Source organism: Lysobacter enzymogenes (assembly GCF_023617245.1).
GTDB lineage: Bacteria > Pseudomonadota > Gammaproteobacteria > Xanthomonadales > Xanthomonadaceae > Lysobacter > Lysobacter yananisis.
This window is the reverse complement of the sequence record NZ_CP067396.1, coordinates 3,773,593-3,787,642: the sequence shown is the minus strand read 5'-3', so window position 1 is coordinate 3,787,642 and position 14,050 is coordinate 3,773,593. Positions and strand designations below refer to the sequence as shown.

Annotated in this window: 12 protein-coding genes; 2 read left to right on the top strand and 10 right to left on the bottom strand. The window is 70.0% G+C overall.

Going from position 1 to position 14,050, the window contains the following annotated elements:
* Positions 1 to 23: 23 nt before the first annotated feature.
* The 4 genes from JHW41_RS15405 to JHW41_RS15390 form a co-directional block, all read right to left on the bottom strand.
* Positions 24 to 1,634 (bottom strand): carboxyl transferase domain-containing protein, encoded by a 1,611-nt coding sequence (locus JHW41_RS15405; protein ID WP_250443175.1) that lies wholly within the window; start codon positions 1,632 to 1,634, stop codon positions 24 to 26.
* A gap of 646 nt (positions 1,635 to 2,280) precedes the next feature.
* Positions 2,281 to 2,754, bottom strand: coding sequence for a hypothetical protein (locus tag JHW41_RS15400; protein WP_250443172.1), 474 nt, complete (start codon positions 2,752 to 2,754; stop codon positions 2,281 to 2,283).
* A gap of 146 nt (positions 2,755 to 2,900) precedes the next feature.
* Positions 2,901 to 3,266 (bottom strand): hypothetical protein, encoded by a 366-nt coding sequence (locus JHW41_RS15395; RefSeq protein WP_057947178.1) that lies wholly within the window; start codon positions 3,264 to 3,266, stop codon positions 2,901 to 2,903.
* A gap of 148 nt (positions 3,267 to 3,414) precedes the next feature.
* Positions 3,415 to 4,590 (bottom strand): thiolase family protein, encoded by a 1,176-nt coding sequence (locus JHW41_RS15390; RefSeq protein ID WP_250443170.1) that lies wholly within the window; start codon positions 4,588 to 4,590, stop codon positions 3,415 to 3,417.
* Positions 4,591 to 5,150: 560 nt separating this feature from the next.
* Between JHW41_RS15390 and JHW41_RS15385 the strand changes: the two genes are divergently transcribed.
* Positions 5,151 to 7,958 carry a S8 family serine peptidase gene (locus JHW41_RS15385; RefSeq protein ID WP_250443167.1) on the top strand — a complete coding sequence of 936 codons (2,808 nt, stop codon included), beginning with the start codon at positions 5,151 to 5,153 and terminating at the stop codon, positions 7,956 to 7,958.
* A 266-nt stretch (positions 7,959 to 8,224) separates the two neighbouring features.
* Here the strand turns inward: JHW41_RS15385 and JHW41_RS15380 are convergent, their stop codons facing one another.
* From JHW41_RS15380 to JHW41_RS27135, 6 genes are all read right to left on the bottom strand, one after another.
* Positions 8,225 to 9,382: an isovaleryl-CoA dehydrogenase gene (locus tag JHW41_RS15380; RefSeq protein ID WP_057947181.1), complete on the bottom strand. Its 1,158-nt coding sequence runs from the start codon at positions 9,380 to 9,382 to the stop codon at positions 8,225 to 8,227.
* A gap of 1 nt (position 9,383) precedes the next feature.
* Positions 9,384 to 10,148 (bottom strand): carbonic anhydrase, encoded by a 765-nt coding sequence (locus JHW41_RS15375; protein WP_250443164.1) that lies wholly within the window; start codon positions 10,146 to 10,148, stop codon positions 9,384 to 9,386.
* 131 nt (positions 10,149 to 10,279) lie between these two features.
* Positions 10,280 to 11,383: a Glu/Leu/Phe/Val dehydrogenase dimerization domain-containing protein gene (locus tag JHW41_RS15370; RefSeq protein WP_057947183.1), complete on the bottom strand. Its 1,104-nt coding sequence runs from the start codon at positions 11,381 to 11,383 to the stop codon at positions 10,280 to 10,282.
* Positions 11,384 to 11,872: 489 nt separating this feature from the next.
* A complete protein-coding gene (locus JHW41_RS15365; RefSeq protein ID WP_250443162.1) occupies positions 11,873 to 13,144 on the bottom strand; it encodes a 2OG-Fe(II) oxygenase in 1,272 nt (423 codons plus the stop codon).
* A gap of 54 nt (positions 13,145 to 13,198) precedes the next feature.
* Entirely contained in the window at positions 13,199 to 13,519 is a 321-nt protein-coding gene (locus JHW41_RS15360; protein WP_250443159.1) for a hypothetical protein, read from the bottom strand.
* Positions 13,520 to 13,802: 283 nt separating this feature from the next.
* Positions 13,803 to 13,919 carry a DUF6053 domain-containing protein gene (locus JHW41_RS27135; RefSeq protein ID WP_428995379.1) on the bottom strand — a complete coding sequence of 39 codons (117 nt, stop codon included), beginning with the start codon at positions 13,917 to 13,919 and terminating at the stop codon, positions 13,803 to 13,805.
* Here JHW41_RS27135 and JHW41_RS27130 point away from each other — a divergent pair.
* Positions 13,873 to 14,025, top strand: coding sequence for a DUF6053 domain-containing protein (locus JHW41_RS27130; RefSeq protein WP_428995554.1), 153 nt, complete (start codon positions 13,873 to 13,875; stop codon positions 14,023 to 14,025). The two genes, JHW41_RS27135 and JHW41_RS27130, sit on opposite strands and share 47 nt — an antisense overlap.
* The last annotated feature ends 25 nt before the right edge of the window (positions 14,026 to 14,050 follow it).

The window sequence follows — 14,050 nt, the reverse complement described above, 5'->3', positions numbered from 1 at the left end:
TCCATTGCGATGGAGCGCACAGATTACATGCGGAACACGCCGAAGCGCGTGCGCTCTTCGATCGGCGCGTTGAGGCTGGCCGACAGGCCCAGGCCGAGCACGCGGCGGGTGTCGGCCGGGTCGATGATGCCGTCGTCCCAGAGCCGCGCGCTGGCGTAGTAGGGGTTGCCCTGGGTCTCGTACTGTTCGCGGATCGGCGCCTTGAAGTCGTCCTCTTCCTGCGCCGACCACGACTTGCCGGCGGCCTCGATGCCGTCGCGGCGGACCGTGGCGAGGACCGATGCGGCCTGCTCGCCGCCCATCACGCTGATGCGCGCGTTCGGCCACATCCACAGGAAGCGCGCGCCGTACGCGCGGCCGCACATGGCGTAGTTGCCGGCGCCGAAGCTGCCGCCGATGACCACGGTGAACTTGGGCACGTGCGAGCACGCCACCGCGGTGACCATCTTGGCCCCGTCCTTGGCGATGCCGGCGTTCTCGTACTTCTTGCCGACCATGAAGCCGGTGATGTTCTGCAGGAACACCAGCGGGATGCCGCGCTGGTTGCACAGCTCGATGAAGTGCGCGCCCTTGAGCGCGCTCTCGGCGAACAGGATGCCGTTGTTGGCGACGATGCCGACCGGATAGCCGTGCAAGTGGGCGAAGCCGGTGACCAAGGTCTTGCCGTAGCGCGCCTTGAATTCCTGCAACTCGCTGCCGTCGACGATGCGCGCGATGACTTCGCGGATGTCGAAGGGCTTGCGCGTGTCCTTGGGCACGATGCCGTACAGCTCGTCGGCCGCGTGCAGCGGTTCGCGCGCCGGTTGCGCCGCGACCGGCAGCACCTTCTTGCGGTTGAAGGTGGCGACGATGTCGCGCGCGATCTGCAGCGCGTGGCGGTCGTCTTGCGCGAAGTGATCGGCCACGCCGGAGACGGAGGTGTGCACGTCGGCACCGCCGAGCGCTTCGGCGTCGACGACTTCGCCGGTGGCGGCTTTCACCAGCGGCGGGCCGCCGAGGAAGATCGTGCCCTGTTCCTTGACGATCACCGACTCGTCGCACATGGCCGGGACGTAAGCGCCGCCGGCGGTGCAACTGCCCATCACCACGGCCACCTGCGGAATGTTCTCGGCGCTTAGCCGGGCCTGGTTGTAGAAGATGCGGCCGAAGTGTTCCTTGTCCGGGAACACCTCGTCCTGCAGCGGCAGGAACGCGCCGCCGGAGTCGACCAGATAGACGCAAGGCAGGCGGTTCTCGCGCGCGATCTCCTGTGCGCGCAGGTGCTTCTTCACCGTCATCGGGAAGTAAGTGCCGCCCTTGACGGTGGCGTCGTTGGCGACGATCACCACTTCCAGCCCCTGTACCCGGCCGATGCCGGCGACCATGCCCGCGGCCGGCGCGGCGTCGTCGTACATGCCTTCGGCGGCGAGCGGCGCGATTTCCAGGAACGGCGAACCCGGGTCGAGCAGGGCGGCGATGCGGTCGCGCACCAGCAGCTTGCCGCGTTCGGTGTGCTTGGCCCGGGCCTTGTCGCCGCCGCCGTGGGCGGCGCGCGCCAGGCGCGCATCGAGTTCCTCGACCAGCGCGCGGTGGTAGGCGACGTTGTCGCGGAAGTCCTGCGAGCGCGGGTCGAGCTGGGAAGTGATCGCGGGCATTGCGGGAACGGCCGGAAGCGGGAGACGCGGCATCAAAGCACAAAGCGCCTGCGCCGGCCAATGGCTTACGGCGGAGGCGGCACCTGCGAACGCGGGCGTATGCGCACGGAATGCGACATGCGCGCCTGGTTTTGGTGGGCGTGGTGCGCCGGTCGGCGGGCTGGCTTCGGCGGAAACGGCCGTGCTACTGCGAGGGAAGGCTGCTTGCGCGGGAGCGGCGTGCTTCTGTGGAGTGGCTTCTGTGGAGGGGGCCTGTTTTTATGGAAGGTGCTTGTTTTTTGTGGGAGGGGCTTCAGCCCCGACGCTTTTGTTTCAGTTCGCCGCTATCTGAAACAAAAGCGTCGGGGCTGAAGCCCCTCCCACAAAACCGGTCCGAGGCGAGCCGGACAAAACCGTCGGGCCACGCCCATCATCGACTGGGCCCAGCCATCGGCCGACGCCATGCATCAGCCGGTGCCGACCATTAGCCGGTGCCAACCATCAGCCGGTGCCAACCATCAGCCCGCGCCACTGCAAAGGACCGGTCGCCGCCGCGGCAAAGGACCGCAGCGGTCGCCGCAAAAGCGCGGCGTCCGCACCGCACTGCCACCGCAAAAAGAAAGGCCCGCACGAGGCGGGCCTTTCAGCGAACGAGAGCGCAAGCCGATTAGTGCTTGGCTTCTTCCTTCTTGGCTTCGGCGGCAGCGGCGTCGGCCTTGTCGGCGACCTTCTGCGCAGCGTCGGCGGTCGCGTTGGCGGCCTTGGCGGCAGCGTCGGCGGCGCCGGCAGCGGCGGCGTCGGTCGCGGCGGCGGCGGCATCGCCCGCCTTGGCGGCGGCGTCGCCGGCAGCGTTGGCGGCGTCGGTGGCGGCGCCGGCAGCGGCGTTGGCGGCGTCGGACGCGGCAGCGCCGGCGGCGTTGGCGCCTTCGACGGCGGCGGCGCCGGCGGAATCAGCGGCCTTGGCGGCGTCGGCACCGGCCTGCTCGGCGGCGGCCGAGGCTTCGGCGGCGGCGTCCTTGGCTTCTTCGGTCTTCTGGGCGCAAGCCGACAGAGCCAGAACGGCGGCGGCGAGCAGGACGTAGAGATGGGTCTTCATGAGCTGTCTCCTGAGGAGTTGTCTGAGAAAAACGTCTGGGTGCATCTGTCAGGCAACGCCAGTGCTCGCAGCGGTCCGGCAAGCCGGCTTCGATCGTTCACTGACCTTACGGAAAAAGCCGCCGGATAACCGGCGGCTTTCCCGTTCGGCGCGGTTCCCCGCGCCGGAACTGCAGTATCGCTTGCGCGATATTACTTCTTGGCTTCTTCGGCCGGAGCAGCGGCGTCCTTGGCGGCGCCGGCAGCGTCCTTGGCAGCGTCGGCAGCGCCGGCAGCAGCGTCGGCGGCGGCGTCGGCAGCGGCCGGGGTCGCAGCGTTAGCAGCGGCGTCGGCCGAGGTGGCGGCGGCGTCGGCGGCGGTGGCAGCGGCGTCGGCCGAAGCAGCGGCGGCGTCGGCGGTGGCGGCGTCGCCAGCGGCAGCGGCGGTGTCAGCAGCGGCCTGGGCTTCGGTCGAAGCGGCAGCGGCGTCGGCGGAGGCTTCTTCGGCCTGCTTCTGGTTCGAGCAAGCGGCCAGGGCCAGGCCCAGAGCCAGGGCGATCAGCGCCTTGTTGAAGTTCATGATTCGGTTTCCTCGTCGTTTAGTTAGGCAACGCGCAAAAGCGCGCCGATAACATGATGACAAGCCGGTGACGTGTGTCAAGCGGCCTGCCGGTTTTTTTTGTGCAACGCGTTTTTAACCTTTTACCGCAGCCCGATTTTGCGCGGGCTCAGAGCAGTTCGATCGCGATCGCGGTCGCCTCGCCGCCGCCGATGCACAGCGACGCGACGCCGCGCTTGCCGCCGCGAATGCGCAAAGCGTTGATCAGCGTGACCACCAAACGGGCGCCGCTGGCGCCGATCGGATGGCCCAGCGCGACCGCGCCGCCGTGCACGTTGAGCTTGTCGTGGGCGATGCCGAGCTCGGTCATCGGCGCCATCGCGACCACCGAAAACGCTTCGTTGACCTCGAACAGATCGACGTCCCCGACCTTCCAGCCGGCCTTTTCGAGCACGTTTGAAATCGCTTTCACCGGCGCGGTGGTGAACCACTCCGGCGCTTGCGCGTGGCTGGCGTGGGCGACGATGCGCGCCAGCGGCTTGAGCCCGCGCGCGGCGGCTTCGTCGGCGCTCATCAGCGCGGTTGCGGCGGCGCCGTCGGAGATCTTCGACGAGGCCGCGGCGGTCAGCACGCCGTCCTTGCCGAACGCCGGACGCAGGGTCGGGATCTTGGCCACGTCGATCTTGGCCGGCTCTTCGTCGGCGTCGACGACGACGTCGCCCTTGCGGCCCTTGACCGTCACGGAAACGATTTCATCCTTGAAGTGGCCGGCCGACTGCGCGGCCTGCGCGCGCTTCACGCTCTCTTCGGAATAAGCGTCGATGGCGGCGCGATCGTAGCCGTACTTGGCGCAGGCGGCGTCGCCGAACACGCCCATGGCCTTGCCGTCGTACGGATTGGTGAGGCCGTCCCAAGCCATGTGGTCGAGGAACTCGGCGCTGCCGTAGCGGATGCCGGTGCGCGAGTTGTTGAGCAGGTGCGGAGCGTTGGTCATCGACTCCATGCCGCCGGCGACGACGACCTTGGCCGAGCCGGCCTGGATCAGGTCGTGGGCGAGCATGATCGCCTTCATGCCCGAACCGCAGACCTTGTTGATGGTGGTGCAGCCGGCGGCGGTCGGCAGGCCGGCGCCGAGCGCGGCCTGGCGCGCCGGGGCCTGGCCGAGGCCGGCCGGGAGCACGCAGCCCATGATGACTTCGTCGACCTGGTCGGCGGCCACGCCGGCCTGTTCCAGCGCGCCGGCGATCGCGGCGCTGCCCAGGGTCGGGGTCGGGACGCCGGTGAACTGGCCGAGGAAGGAACCGATGGCGGTGCGCTTGGCACCGACGATGACGACATCGCTCATGGCGGAACTCCGGAAAACTGTGGCGTGTGAGGGCCGGTGCCGGGCGGGGGCCGGGGACCGGAACCCCTCGATTATGCGGCGCCGTGTTGCGGTGCCGCAAATGCCCTTTCGGGCAGGGGAAAAGCGGGGACTGGGGATAACGAAAAACAAACGAATCGGCGCTGCGGACGGCTCGAAGCTGAACATTCCGCAGCCTCGCGGCCTGTTTTGCAGGGGGGACTTCAAGCCTTTGTGGGAGGGACTTCAGCTTTTGTGGGAGGGACTTCAGTCCCGACGCTTCGTCTCAGCTAGCGGTGATCTGACCGAAAGGCGTCGGGAGTGAAGTCCCTCCCACAAAAGCCGGCCACGCCGTCGCGGCGACAGGGGCCGAGCCCGAACCGACCTTCGCGCGCTTTTGCTGTCCCGCCGGCGGATTCGTTTGTCGGCCGCGCAGGTTTGCATTAAAACGAGCGGGTTCGGATTGAAAAGAACGTCGCGGCGCGAACGCCGCGGGGTTCGCGGCCGGCCGCTGGGGAGCGGCCACGTCTTCCCATTGATCCAGAGCGCTGTGGGGCCCACCGATGAAACGACTCGAACCTGCGATGCGGCGCAATACGCAATGGGCGCTGTGCGCGCTCGCGGTGGCGGTGTTGAGCGCCTGCGGCGGCGGTGGAGGCGGCGGCAACGTGCGCGAGCCCCCGCCGAGCACGCCGACCACGCCGCCCCCGACCACGCCGCCGAGCACGCCGCCGCCGCCGATCGGCGCGCATCTGGACCTGACCAACGCGCGCGCGGCGCAGGCGCTGGGCCTGACCGGGCAGGGCGTGCGCATCGGCGTGGTCGACAGCGGCGTGCGCCGCGACCACCCCGCGCTCAACGGCCGGGTCGGGCCGATGCTCGTCTACACCGATCCGCGCAGCAACAACCATCGCGTCGACGACGTGCTCGGGCACGGCACCTACGTCTCGCAGATCATCGCCGGCACCGCGGTCGGCGCCTGGCCCGGCGGCATCGCGCCGGGCGCGAACATCGTCTCCGCGCGCATCCTCGCCGACACCCGGCCCAGCGACGACGGCAGCGGCCAGGGCAACGAGGCGCGCGACAACGGCGGGCTCGACATCGTCAGCCGCGACCTCATGAACGCCGGCGTGCGGATCATGAACAACTCCTGGGGCGGCCTGTACTGGACCGGCGACAACGTCACCCGCAGCTTCATCGCCGCCTACCAGCCCTTCATCGACAACGGCGGGCTGGTGGTGTTCGCCACCGGCAACGAATCCAAGCCGCAGCCGTCCGACAACGCCTCGCTGCCGAGCCAGGGCGCCGGCGCCCAGGTGCTCGAGCGCGGCTGGATCGTCGCGGCGGCGTTGGACACGCTCAACCCGACCCGGCTGGCGAGCTATTCCAACGCCTGCGGCATCGCCATGAACTATTGCCTGGTCGCGCCCGGCGACGTCCAGGCCACCGGCGTCAACGACGCGGTCGGCAACCCCAGCTACTGGGTGGTGCGCGGCACCTCGTTCGCCGCGCCGCAGGTATCGGGCGCGGCGGCGCTGGTGTGGCAGGCGTTCCCCTATTTCAACAACGATCTGGTGCGGCAGGCGCTGCTCGGCAATGCCAAGGACCTCGGCGCGCCCGGCGTCGATCCGGTGTTCGGCCAGGGCCTGCTCGACGTCGGCGCGGCGGTGCGCGGCCTGCACCGGCTCGACTTCGGCGACGTGCGCGTCGCGTTCGACGGCACCTCGACCTGGAGCAACCCGCTCACCGGCGCCGGCGGCCTGAGCAAGGACGGCAGCGGCACGTTGCGCCTGGACAGCAGTGCCGCCCACACCTACACCGGCGCCACCGAAGTCGCCGGCGGCACGTTGCGGCTCAACGACGGCGGCAGCCTGGCCTCGTCGGTGACGGTGCGCGCGGGCGCGACCTTTGCCGGCGGCAACGGCGCCAAGATCGCCAACCGCGTGGACAACCAGGGCGCGCTGCGGGTCGAAGGCGCGGGCTTGCGCATCGACGGCGATTACGCGCAATCGGCGGCGGGGCAATTGCAGTTCTTCGTCGGCTCGAAGCTCGACGTCGGCGGCGCCGCCACGCTCGGCGGCGATGCGCGCGTGCTCGGCCAACTGCCGGGCTACGTGCGCTCCAATCGCGAAGTGTTCCTCAACGCCGGCAGCGTCAGCGGCCAGTTCGCCAGCCTGTCGACCGCGCCGGGCGTGTTCCTGACCGCGACGCTGGGCTACAGCGGCACCCAGGCCTGGCTCGACATCAGCGCCTTGAGCATCGCCGCGACGGCGCAGTCGCTGGGCATGGGCGCGGCCGACGTGGCGACGGCCACGCGCGTGGACGGCGCATTGGACGGGCTCGACGGCGGCGCGAGAGTGACCGCGCCGGGCGGCCCGCAGGCGTTTTCCGCCGCCGCCGGCGCGCTGCAGCGCTCGGCCACCGCGCAAGCGGCGCAGCGTTCGCTGGCCAGCCTCTCGGGCGAGCTGCATAGCGCCGATGCGGCGTTCGCGCTGATGGCGATCGAAGCCAACCGGCGCGCGCTGGAATCGCGCCTGGACGCGCAGTTCCTCGACACCGCGCGCAGCGGCGCCTGGAGCGGCCGCCTCGACGCGCAACGGGCGATGGCCGGACGCCTGGACCTGGACGCGCGCGGCTGGATCGTCGGCCACGACCAGCGCGTCGGCGCCTGGAACCTGGGCGCGGCGTTGAGCCAGACCGACGGCGTCGCCCACAGCGGCGAGCGCCGCGACCGCGAGCGCAACCGCCAGACCGAAGGCCAGCTCTACGCCGCCTTCAACCGCGGCGACGCCTACGTGCTGGGGCGCGCCGCGTTCGGCCGGATGAGCCGCGACCTGCAGCGCGAAGTGCAACTGGGCGAGATGCGCTTCGGCACCGGCGCCGATTACGCCGAGCGCTACCTGAATTTCGGCGTCCAGGCCGGGCAGCGGCTGCGCGTCGGCGGCGGCGTGTTGACGCCCTACGTCGGCGCGCAGGCGTTGCGCCTGGATCGCAGCGGCTTCGAGGAAGCCGGCGCGGCCGGCTTCGGCCTCAGCGCCGGCGATTCCCGCCTCGGCGCGACCCAGTTGCTGGCCGGCGCGCGGCTGGAGCGGCAGTGGCGACTGGGTTCGGCGCAACTGAGCCTGAGCGGACGCGCGGAGTGGCAGCGCACCCTGGCGCAATCCGGGCGCTACATCGATGCGCGGTTCACCGGCATCGAGGCGTGGTCGCCGATCCTGGCCGACCCGTTCGCGCGCGAAGCCGGAGTGCTCGGGCTGAGCTTCAGCGCGCGGTTCGCGCGCGGTGGGGCGTTCGCGCTGGATTTCGACAATCGTTACGAGTTCGGCCGGCAGTACCCGCGTGCGTTCGCGAGTTGGTCGTTGCCGTTCTGAGCGGTGGCCGCCTCGGTGGCCGTCGGTCGCGCCGGACGTCGCGGGTTCGCGGTCGCGGCTTGCGCCGCTCCTACAGGTAGATCGCGCAGTTCCGGACTCGCCCTGTAGGAGCGGCGCAAGCCGCGACCGCGAAACCCCAATCGCGACGAACCCCCGAAGCGCCCGCGATCACCCGGATTACGACTCGCCCGCCGCGACGAAAACGCCGCCGTGTCGCCACGGCGGCGTTTGAGTTTCCGACCTTCGCGACGTCCGCCGCGCTGCGCTCAGCTCTTGCCGTCGAACAACTCGCGCCCGATCAGCATGCGCCGGATCTCGTTGGTGCCCGCGCCGATCGCATACAGCTTGGCGTCGCGCAGGATGCGGCCGGTCGGGTACTCGTTGATGTAGCCGTTGCCGCCGAGGGTCTGGATCGCTTCCAGCGCGACCTCGACCGCGGCGTCGGAGGCGTGCAGCAGGCACGAGGCGGCGTCGACGCGGCTCTTGTAGCCGGAGTCGAAGTCGCGCGCGACCTGGTAGGCGAACGCGCGGCTGGACTGCAGCGAGGTGTACATGTCGGCGATCTTGCCCTGCATCAGGCCGAAGGTGCCGATCGCCGCGTCGAACTGCTTGCGCTCGCGCACGTAGGGCAGCGCGATGTCCATCGCCGACTGCATCAGCCCGAGCGGGCCGCCGGTCAGCACCAGGCGTTCGGTGTTGAGCCCGCTCATCAACACCTTGACGCCCTGGTTGACTTCGCCGACCACGTTCTCGGCCGGGATCTCGCAGTTCTCGAACACCAGCTCGCAGGTGTTGGAGCCGCGCATGCCGAGCTTGTCGAGCTTCTGCGCGGTGCTGAAGCCCTTCATGCCCTTCTCGACGATGAAGGCGGTCATGCACTTGCTGCCGGCGTCCTTGCCCGCGGTGCGCATGTACACCAGCAGCACGTCGGCCTCGGGGCCGTTGGTGATCCACATCTTGTTGCCGTTGGCGACCCACACGCCGTCGCGCAGCTCGGCGCGGCACGACATCGAGCCGACCACGTCGGAACCCGCGCCGGGCTCGCTCATCGCCAGCGCGCCCTTCCACTCGCCGCTGCACAGCTTGGGCAGGTACTTCGCGCGCTGCGCCTGGTTGCCGTTGGCGAACAGGTTGGACACGCACAGGTTGGAGTGCGCGCCGTAGGAGAGACCGATCGAGCCGGAGGCGCGCGAAATCTCTTCCATCGCCACCAGATGGGCCAGATAGCCCATCTCGCTGCCGCCGAACTCGCCCGGCACGGTCATGCCGAGCAGACCCATCTCGCCCAGCTTGGGCCACAGGTCCTGCGGGAACGCGTTGTCGTGGTCGATCTGCTCCGCGCGCGGAGCGATTTCGGCTTCGGCGAAACGGCGCACGGCATCGCGCAGCGCGTCGATCTCTTCACCCAGGGGAAAACTGCGCATATCAGCCCTCGTAACGAATCAGCGGCCGCCCATTGAGCGGTTGGATGTTGCGGTTGTTGCGGCGGTAGTGCGAAAGGAACCCGTCGATCTGCTGCTTCGACATGGTCACCGGCGCCGGCATCACGTACCACTCGACATTTTCCGTCAGCGGCGGGGTCGTTAGCGAGCCCAGGTAGTGGTAGTAGCCGTGCGATTTCGGAATCAGTCCCTCGATATCGATCTCGTGCTGGGCCGGCTTGGCCTTGCCGGGCTTGAGATCGTCCAGCACTTCCTGCGCCACGGGATTGGCCGCGCCCTGTTCATACATCACCCCGACCACCGCCAGGCGGCCGTCCTGGGCCTTGAACACGAAGTGGCCTTCGAGCGGGAAATGCTTGCCGTCCAGGGTGTGTTCGCTCTGGGCGTGGAAGTGGAACTGGGCCAGCTTGAAGTGGCGGCCGCGGATGATCGCCTCGGTGGCGTGGGTGTCGACCTGGACCGCGTGGCCGTTGTCCTCGACCTTGTCGACGGCGCCGTGGGTGTGGCTGAACTCGATCGCGCCCGGTTCGGCCGGATCGGCCGCGAGCGCGCCGGCGGCGACGATGTCGATCGGCGATTGCGACTTGTCGTGCAGCGCCTGCCAGGCTTCCTGGCGGTCGTAGTCGTAGACCTCGTGGTGCCCGGCCGCGGCCGGTTTGGCCGGCGGTTCGGCGCGCGCGGCGAAGGCGGCGGCGAGGGCGAAGGACAGCACGGCAACGGCAGGCACGGCGAACTCGGACGAACGCATGGCTTGGCTCCAGGGCTGGCGGGACGATGTGGGGGTGCTTCGCACGGCGGCACGTATCGCTAAACGCAGCGGCACGCGAAAACCCTACCGCGAATACGACGACGGGGCCGATGGCCCCGTCGAGGTGTGCTTCAGTGGCCGCTGCGGATGCGTCCGCGGAAGCTCGGGTTGGAGCGGCCGAGCGGCAGCTTGAGCTTGCCGATCGCGCTGATGCGCTCTTCCGCCAGACGGTCGGCGGCGGTGTAGGTCGGGATGCTGTCGCGCTCGGCGATCTCGAAGATGCGGCCGAGGTTGTGGTAGATCGTGCGCATCATGCGCATGGCGCGCTCGCGGTTGTAGCCGTCGAGTTCCAGCGCCACGTTCATCACGCCGCCGGCGTTGACCGCGTAGTCCGGCGCGTACAGGATGCCGCGCTTGGCCACTTCGTCGCCGATGGCGTTGTTGGCCAACTGGTTGTTGGCGGCGCCGCAGATGATCTTGGCCTTCAGGCGCGGCAGGGTCTGCTCGTTGACGGTGCCGCCCAGCGCGCACGGCGAGTACACGTCGGCGTTGACGTCGTAGATCTCGTCCAGGCCGACCGCTTCGGCGCCGTACTCGGACACGGCCTTGTCGACCAGGCCCTTGTTGATGTCGGTGACGAAGATCTTCGCGCCGCGCTCCTTGAGCAGCTTCACGAACTCCATGCCGACATGGCCCAGGCCCTGCACGGCGTAGCTGTACTTGCCCACTTCCTCGTCGCCGAAGCGCTTGTTCAGCGCCGCCATCAGGCCCTGCAGGGTGCCGTAGGCGGTGAACGGCGAGGGATCGCCCGAACCGCCGTGGACCTGGTGCACGCCGGTGACGTACTCGGTCTCGCGGTACACGTATTCCATGTCGTTGACGTCGATGCCGACGTCCTCGGCGGTGATGTAGCGGCCGCCCAGCGAATCGACGAACTTGCCGAACGCGCGGAACAGCGCCTCGGACTTGTCGGCGGACGGATCGCCGATGATGACCGCCTTGCCGCCGCCGATGTTGAGGCCGGCGACCGCGTTCTTGTAGGTCATGCCGCGGCTCAGGCGCAGCACGTCGTTGAGCGCGTCCTGCTCGGTCTTGTACGGCCACATGCGCAGGCCACCCAGGGCCGGGCCGAGCACGGTGTTGTGAATCGCGATGATGGCCTTCAGGCCGGCGTCCTTGTTATGGCAGAACACGACCTGCTCATGGCCGAAGGTGTCGAGGGTTTCGAAAATCATCGGGTGCTCCGAACCGGGCGGGTTGCGCGGCGCTGGCGCGAGCGCGGTTACGCCTGGCTGTGGGTTAAGTCGTTGAAGTGGAAAGAAATCGCCTGTGCGGCGGCGGATCGTTCGGCCGGCGCAGGGCCGCTAGTCTAAAGCAATCGGGCAATACGGCTAGGTATGCCTGCCCGGTCGCGGGGGGATGCGCCGGCGAGTGCGCGGGCGGTTTGCCGGGCTTGCCGTTTGGCTCGATCCAAAAGCGCGGCGCGCGCCTGCGCGAGGCGGCGAGGGCGGGATTCGACGGGTGCAGCGCAGGCTGAATGCGATGGTGAAAACGCGCCGCACGAGCACGGCAGGCGTTAGCGACCTGCGCCAGCGACCGGCGCGCGTGGCGACGCGAGGATCGCGCAACGCACGGTGGCGCGCGGCAGCGACCGTTTACGTAACGATGCGCAATGCGCGCCGCGAACCCGCCGGCGAAGGCCGACCGAATCCGGCGCGACCCAATCAGAACGCGCGATACGGCCGCTCGCGCAACCACAGCGTCGCCAGCCATTTTTCTCCGGCCAGCACCGGCGTGCCCGCGTGCAGCGATGCCGGCTCCGGCCGGCCGTCGGCATCGAGATTGTCGAACACCAGCGCGCGCCCGGCCTGCGGCGTCACCGCCAGCGCGGCGTGCGGAAACTCGGTGGCGCCGCCGGCCTCGACCGCGTTGAGATAGACGCAGACCGTGCGCAGGCGGTCGCCGGCCTGCGGCCGGTCGCGCGCCTGCGCCTGCGGCGACAGATAGTCGCGATGCGGGCGATAGGCCTGGCCCGGCGCGTAGCGCAGCACGGTGAGGTGTTCGCCATGAACCAGGTCGAGACCGGCCGCGCGCGCCATCCGCCACTGCGCCAGGCGCAGCGCGAGGTCTTCGCCGGCCGGGTCCAGGCTGGCGTCGCTGCTGTCGCGCAAGGCATTGGGAACGGCGCGGCCGCTGCGTTCGTCCACGGTCTGCGACGGCCGCAGCGACGGCTGAGCCAGCGCCACCAGCAACCGGCATTCGTCGGCCGACAACAGCGCATCGACCTGGGCCACGCGCGGGTGTGCCGACAACGGCGCCAGCGCGACCGGCTGCGCCGCATCGGCGAGCGAGACGGCATCGGCCGGTGCGGCATCGCGTTGCGCCGGCGCGCCGACCGCGATCGGCGGCAGTTCGATCCGGGCGCCGTGCGCGCGCAACTGCCCGATCAACTCCGCCGCCGCCTGCGGTTGCGGCGCGCAGCCTTCGCCGCGCAGCAAGCGCTCGGCCAGCAGCCGCGCCGCGATCGCGTCGCCGTGCGCGGCCGCGCGTTCGAGCAGTTGCAGGCAGGCGTTCTGCGCCGCCTCGTCGTCGTGGCGGCGGCCGAACAGCAACGCCGCCGCGCGCAATGCCGGCGGATACTCGGCGCGCACGGCGGCGAGCAAGCGGCGGTCGTGCTCGGCGGCCGCGAAATCGCCGCGGCCGACCGCCATCAGCGCGATGAAATAGCCGGCGACGGCCGAGCCCGCGCGTTCGGCCTGGTCCAGCGCCGCGTGCGCTGCGGACAGGTCGGTATCGCCGCCGATGCCGTGCATCGCCATGCGCGCGAACTCGATCCGCGCCTCGGCCAATCCTTGAGCCGCCGCGCGCGCATACGCCGCGCGCGCCGATTCGGCGGCGCCGCGGCGCAGCAGCGCGCTCGCCCATCGATACAGATCCGGCGCCGCGCCGCCTTCGGCGTTGCGGCGCAGGCCGGCGAGTTCGGAGTCGTCTGTCATCGGCGGCAGCCTAGCCGAGCCCCGCGCGCGCGGCCAGCGCTCGCCGCGACGGCGTCAGTAGCGGCGCACCCAGCGGCCGGCGTGGAAGCGCCAGGCCGGGCCGTTCGAGATCCAGCGCGGCGCGGCGTAGGCGTAACCCGGTCGCGCGACCACATAGCTGCCGCCGATCCAGACATGGCGGCGGCCGTTCCAGCGCCAGTAACCCGGCGTCCACACATAGCCCGGACGCACTCGCACCCGCTCATAACGCGGCGGCGGCGGAGCCACACGCACGTCCACATCGACATACGCGCGCGCCTGCGCTTGCGGCGCGTGCGCGCCCATCATCGCCGCCAGGCCCATCGCCGCCGCCACCATCAAAGGACGCATTGCCATGATCGTTCTCCTCGCATCGGCGGCCACCCGCCGGTTACCGCTGGCAACGCCGCGCATGCGCGGCTGTTGACGGCGCAGGCGAACGCATTCAGGGATGCGCGGGATTGCTGAAGGCCGGCTTGCCGAAACAAACCGCCGCGCTGCGCATGTTGCGCCCGCACACGCTGACGGCAATGCCGGCAAACTCCCTGTAGCAGCGGCGCGAGCCGCGACCGCGGGCCGGCCGTTCGCGTCGCAGGCTTGCGTCGCAATCGTGATGTCGCGGTCGCGGCTCGCGCCGCTCCTACAGGGAGGTTTCATCGGCGGCGCGGGCGTTTGTGGGAGGGTCTTCAGGCCCGACGCTGTCGTTTCGGATCGCGGCGATCCGGTCGGAGAGCGTCGGGCCCGAAGGCCCTCCCACAAAAACGCTTGCAGCCGGCCGCCGCCTCCACTTGCGACCCGCCCGCCACTTCGCCGGCCGCCGCGCCGCCGTCATCCTATTGACGCCGGTCGCCCGACTCCGCTAGCGCCGCGCCTCCCTACGCCCCCGCA

Coding starts and splice junctions, on each gene's coding strand:
- JHW41_RS15405 (WP_250443175.1), bottom strand. CDS start 1,634: ATGCCCGCGATCACTTCCCAGCTCGACCCGCGCTCGCAGGACTTCCGC.
- JHW41_RS15375 (WP_250443164.1), bottom strand. CDS start 10,148: ATGCGTTCGTCCGAGTTCGCCGTGCCTGCCGTTGCCGTGCTGTCCTTC.
- JHW41_RS15365 (WP_250443162.1), bottom strand. CDS start 13,144: ATGACAGACGACTCCGAACTCGCCGGCCTGCGCCGCAACGCCGAAGGC.
- JHW41_RS15380 (WP_057947181.1), bottom strand. CDS start 9,382: ATGCGCAGTTTTCCCCTGGGTGAAGAGATCGACGCGCTGCGCGATGCC.
- JHW41_RS15400 (WP_250443172.1), bottom strand. CDS start 2,754: ATGCACCCAGACGTTTTTCTCAGACAACTCCTCAGGAGACAGCTCATG.
- JHW41_RS15385 (WP_250443167.1), top strand. CDS start 5,151: ATGAAACGACTCGAACCTGCGATGCGGCGCAATACGCAATGGGCGCTG.
- JHW41_RS15395 (WP_057947178.1), bottom strand. CDS start 3,266: ATGAACTTCAACAAGGCGCTGATCGCCCTGGCTCTGGGCCTGGCCCTG.
- JHW41_RS15390 (WP_250443170.1), bottom strand. CDS start 4,590: ATGAGCGATGTCGTCATCGTCGGTGCCAAGCGCACCGCCATCGGTTCC.
- JHW41_RS15370 (WP_057947183.1), bottom strand. CDS start 11,383: ATGATTTTCGAAACCCTCGACACCTTCGGCCATGAGCAGGTCGTGTTC.
- JHW41_RS15360 (WP_250443159.1), bottom strand. CDS start 13,519: ATGGCAATGCGTCCTTTGATGGTGGCGGCGGCGATGGGCCTGGCGGCG.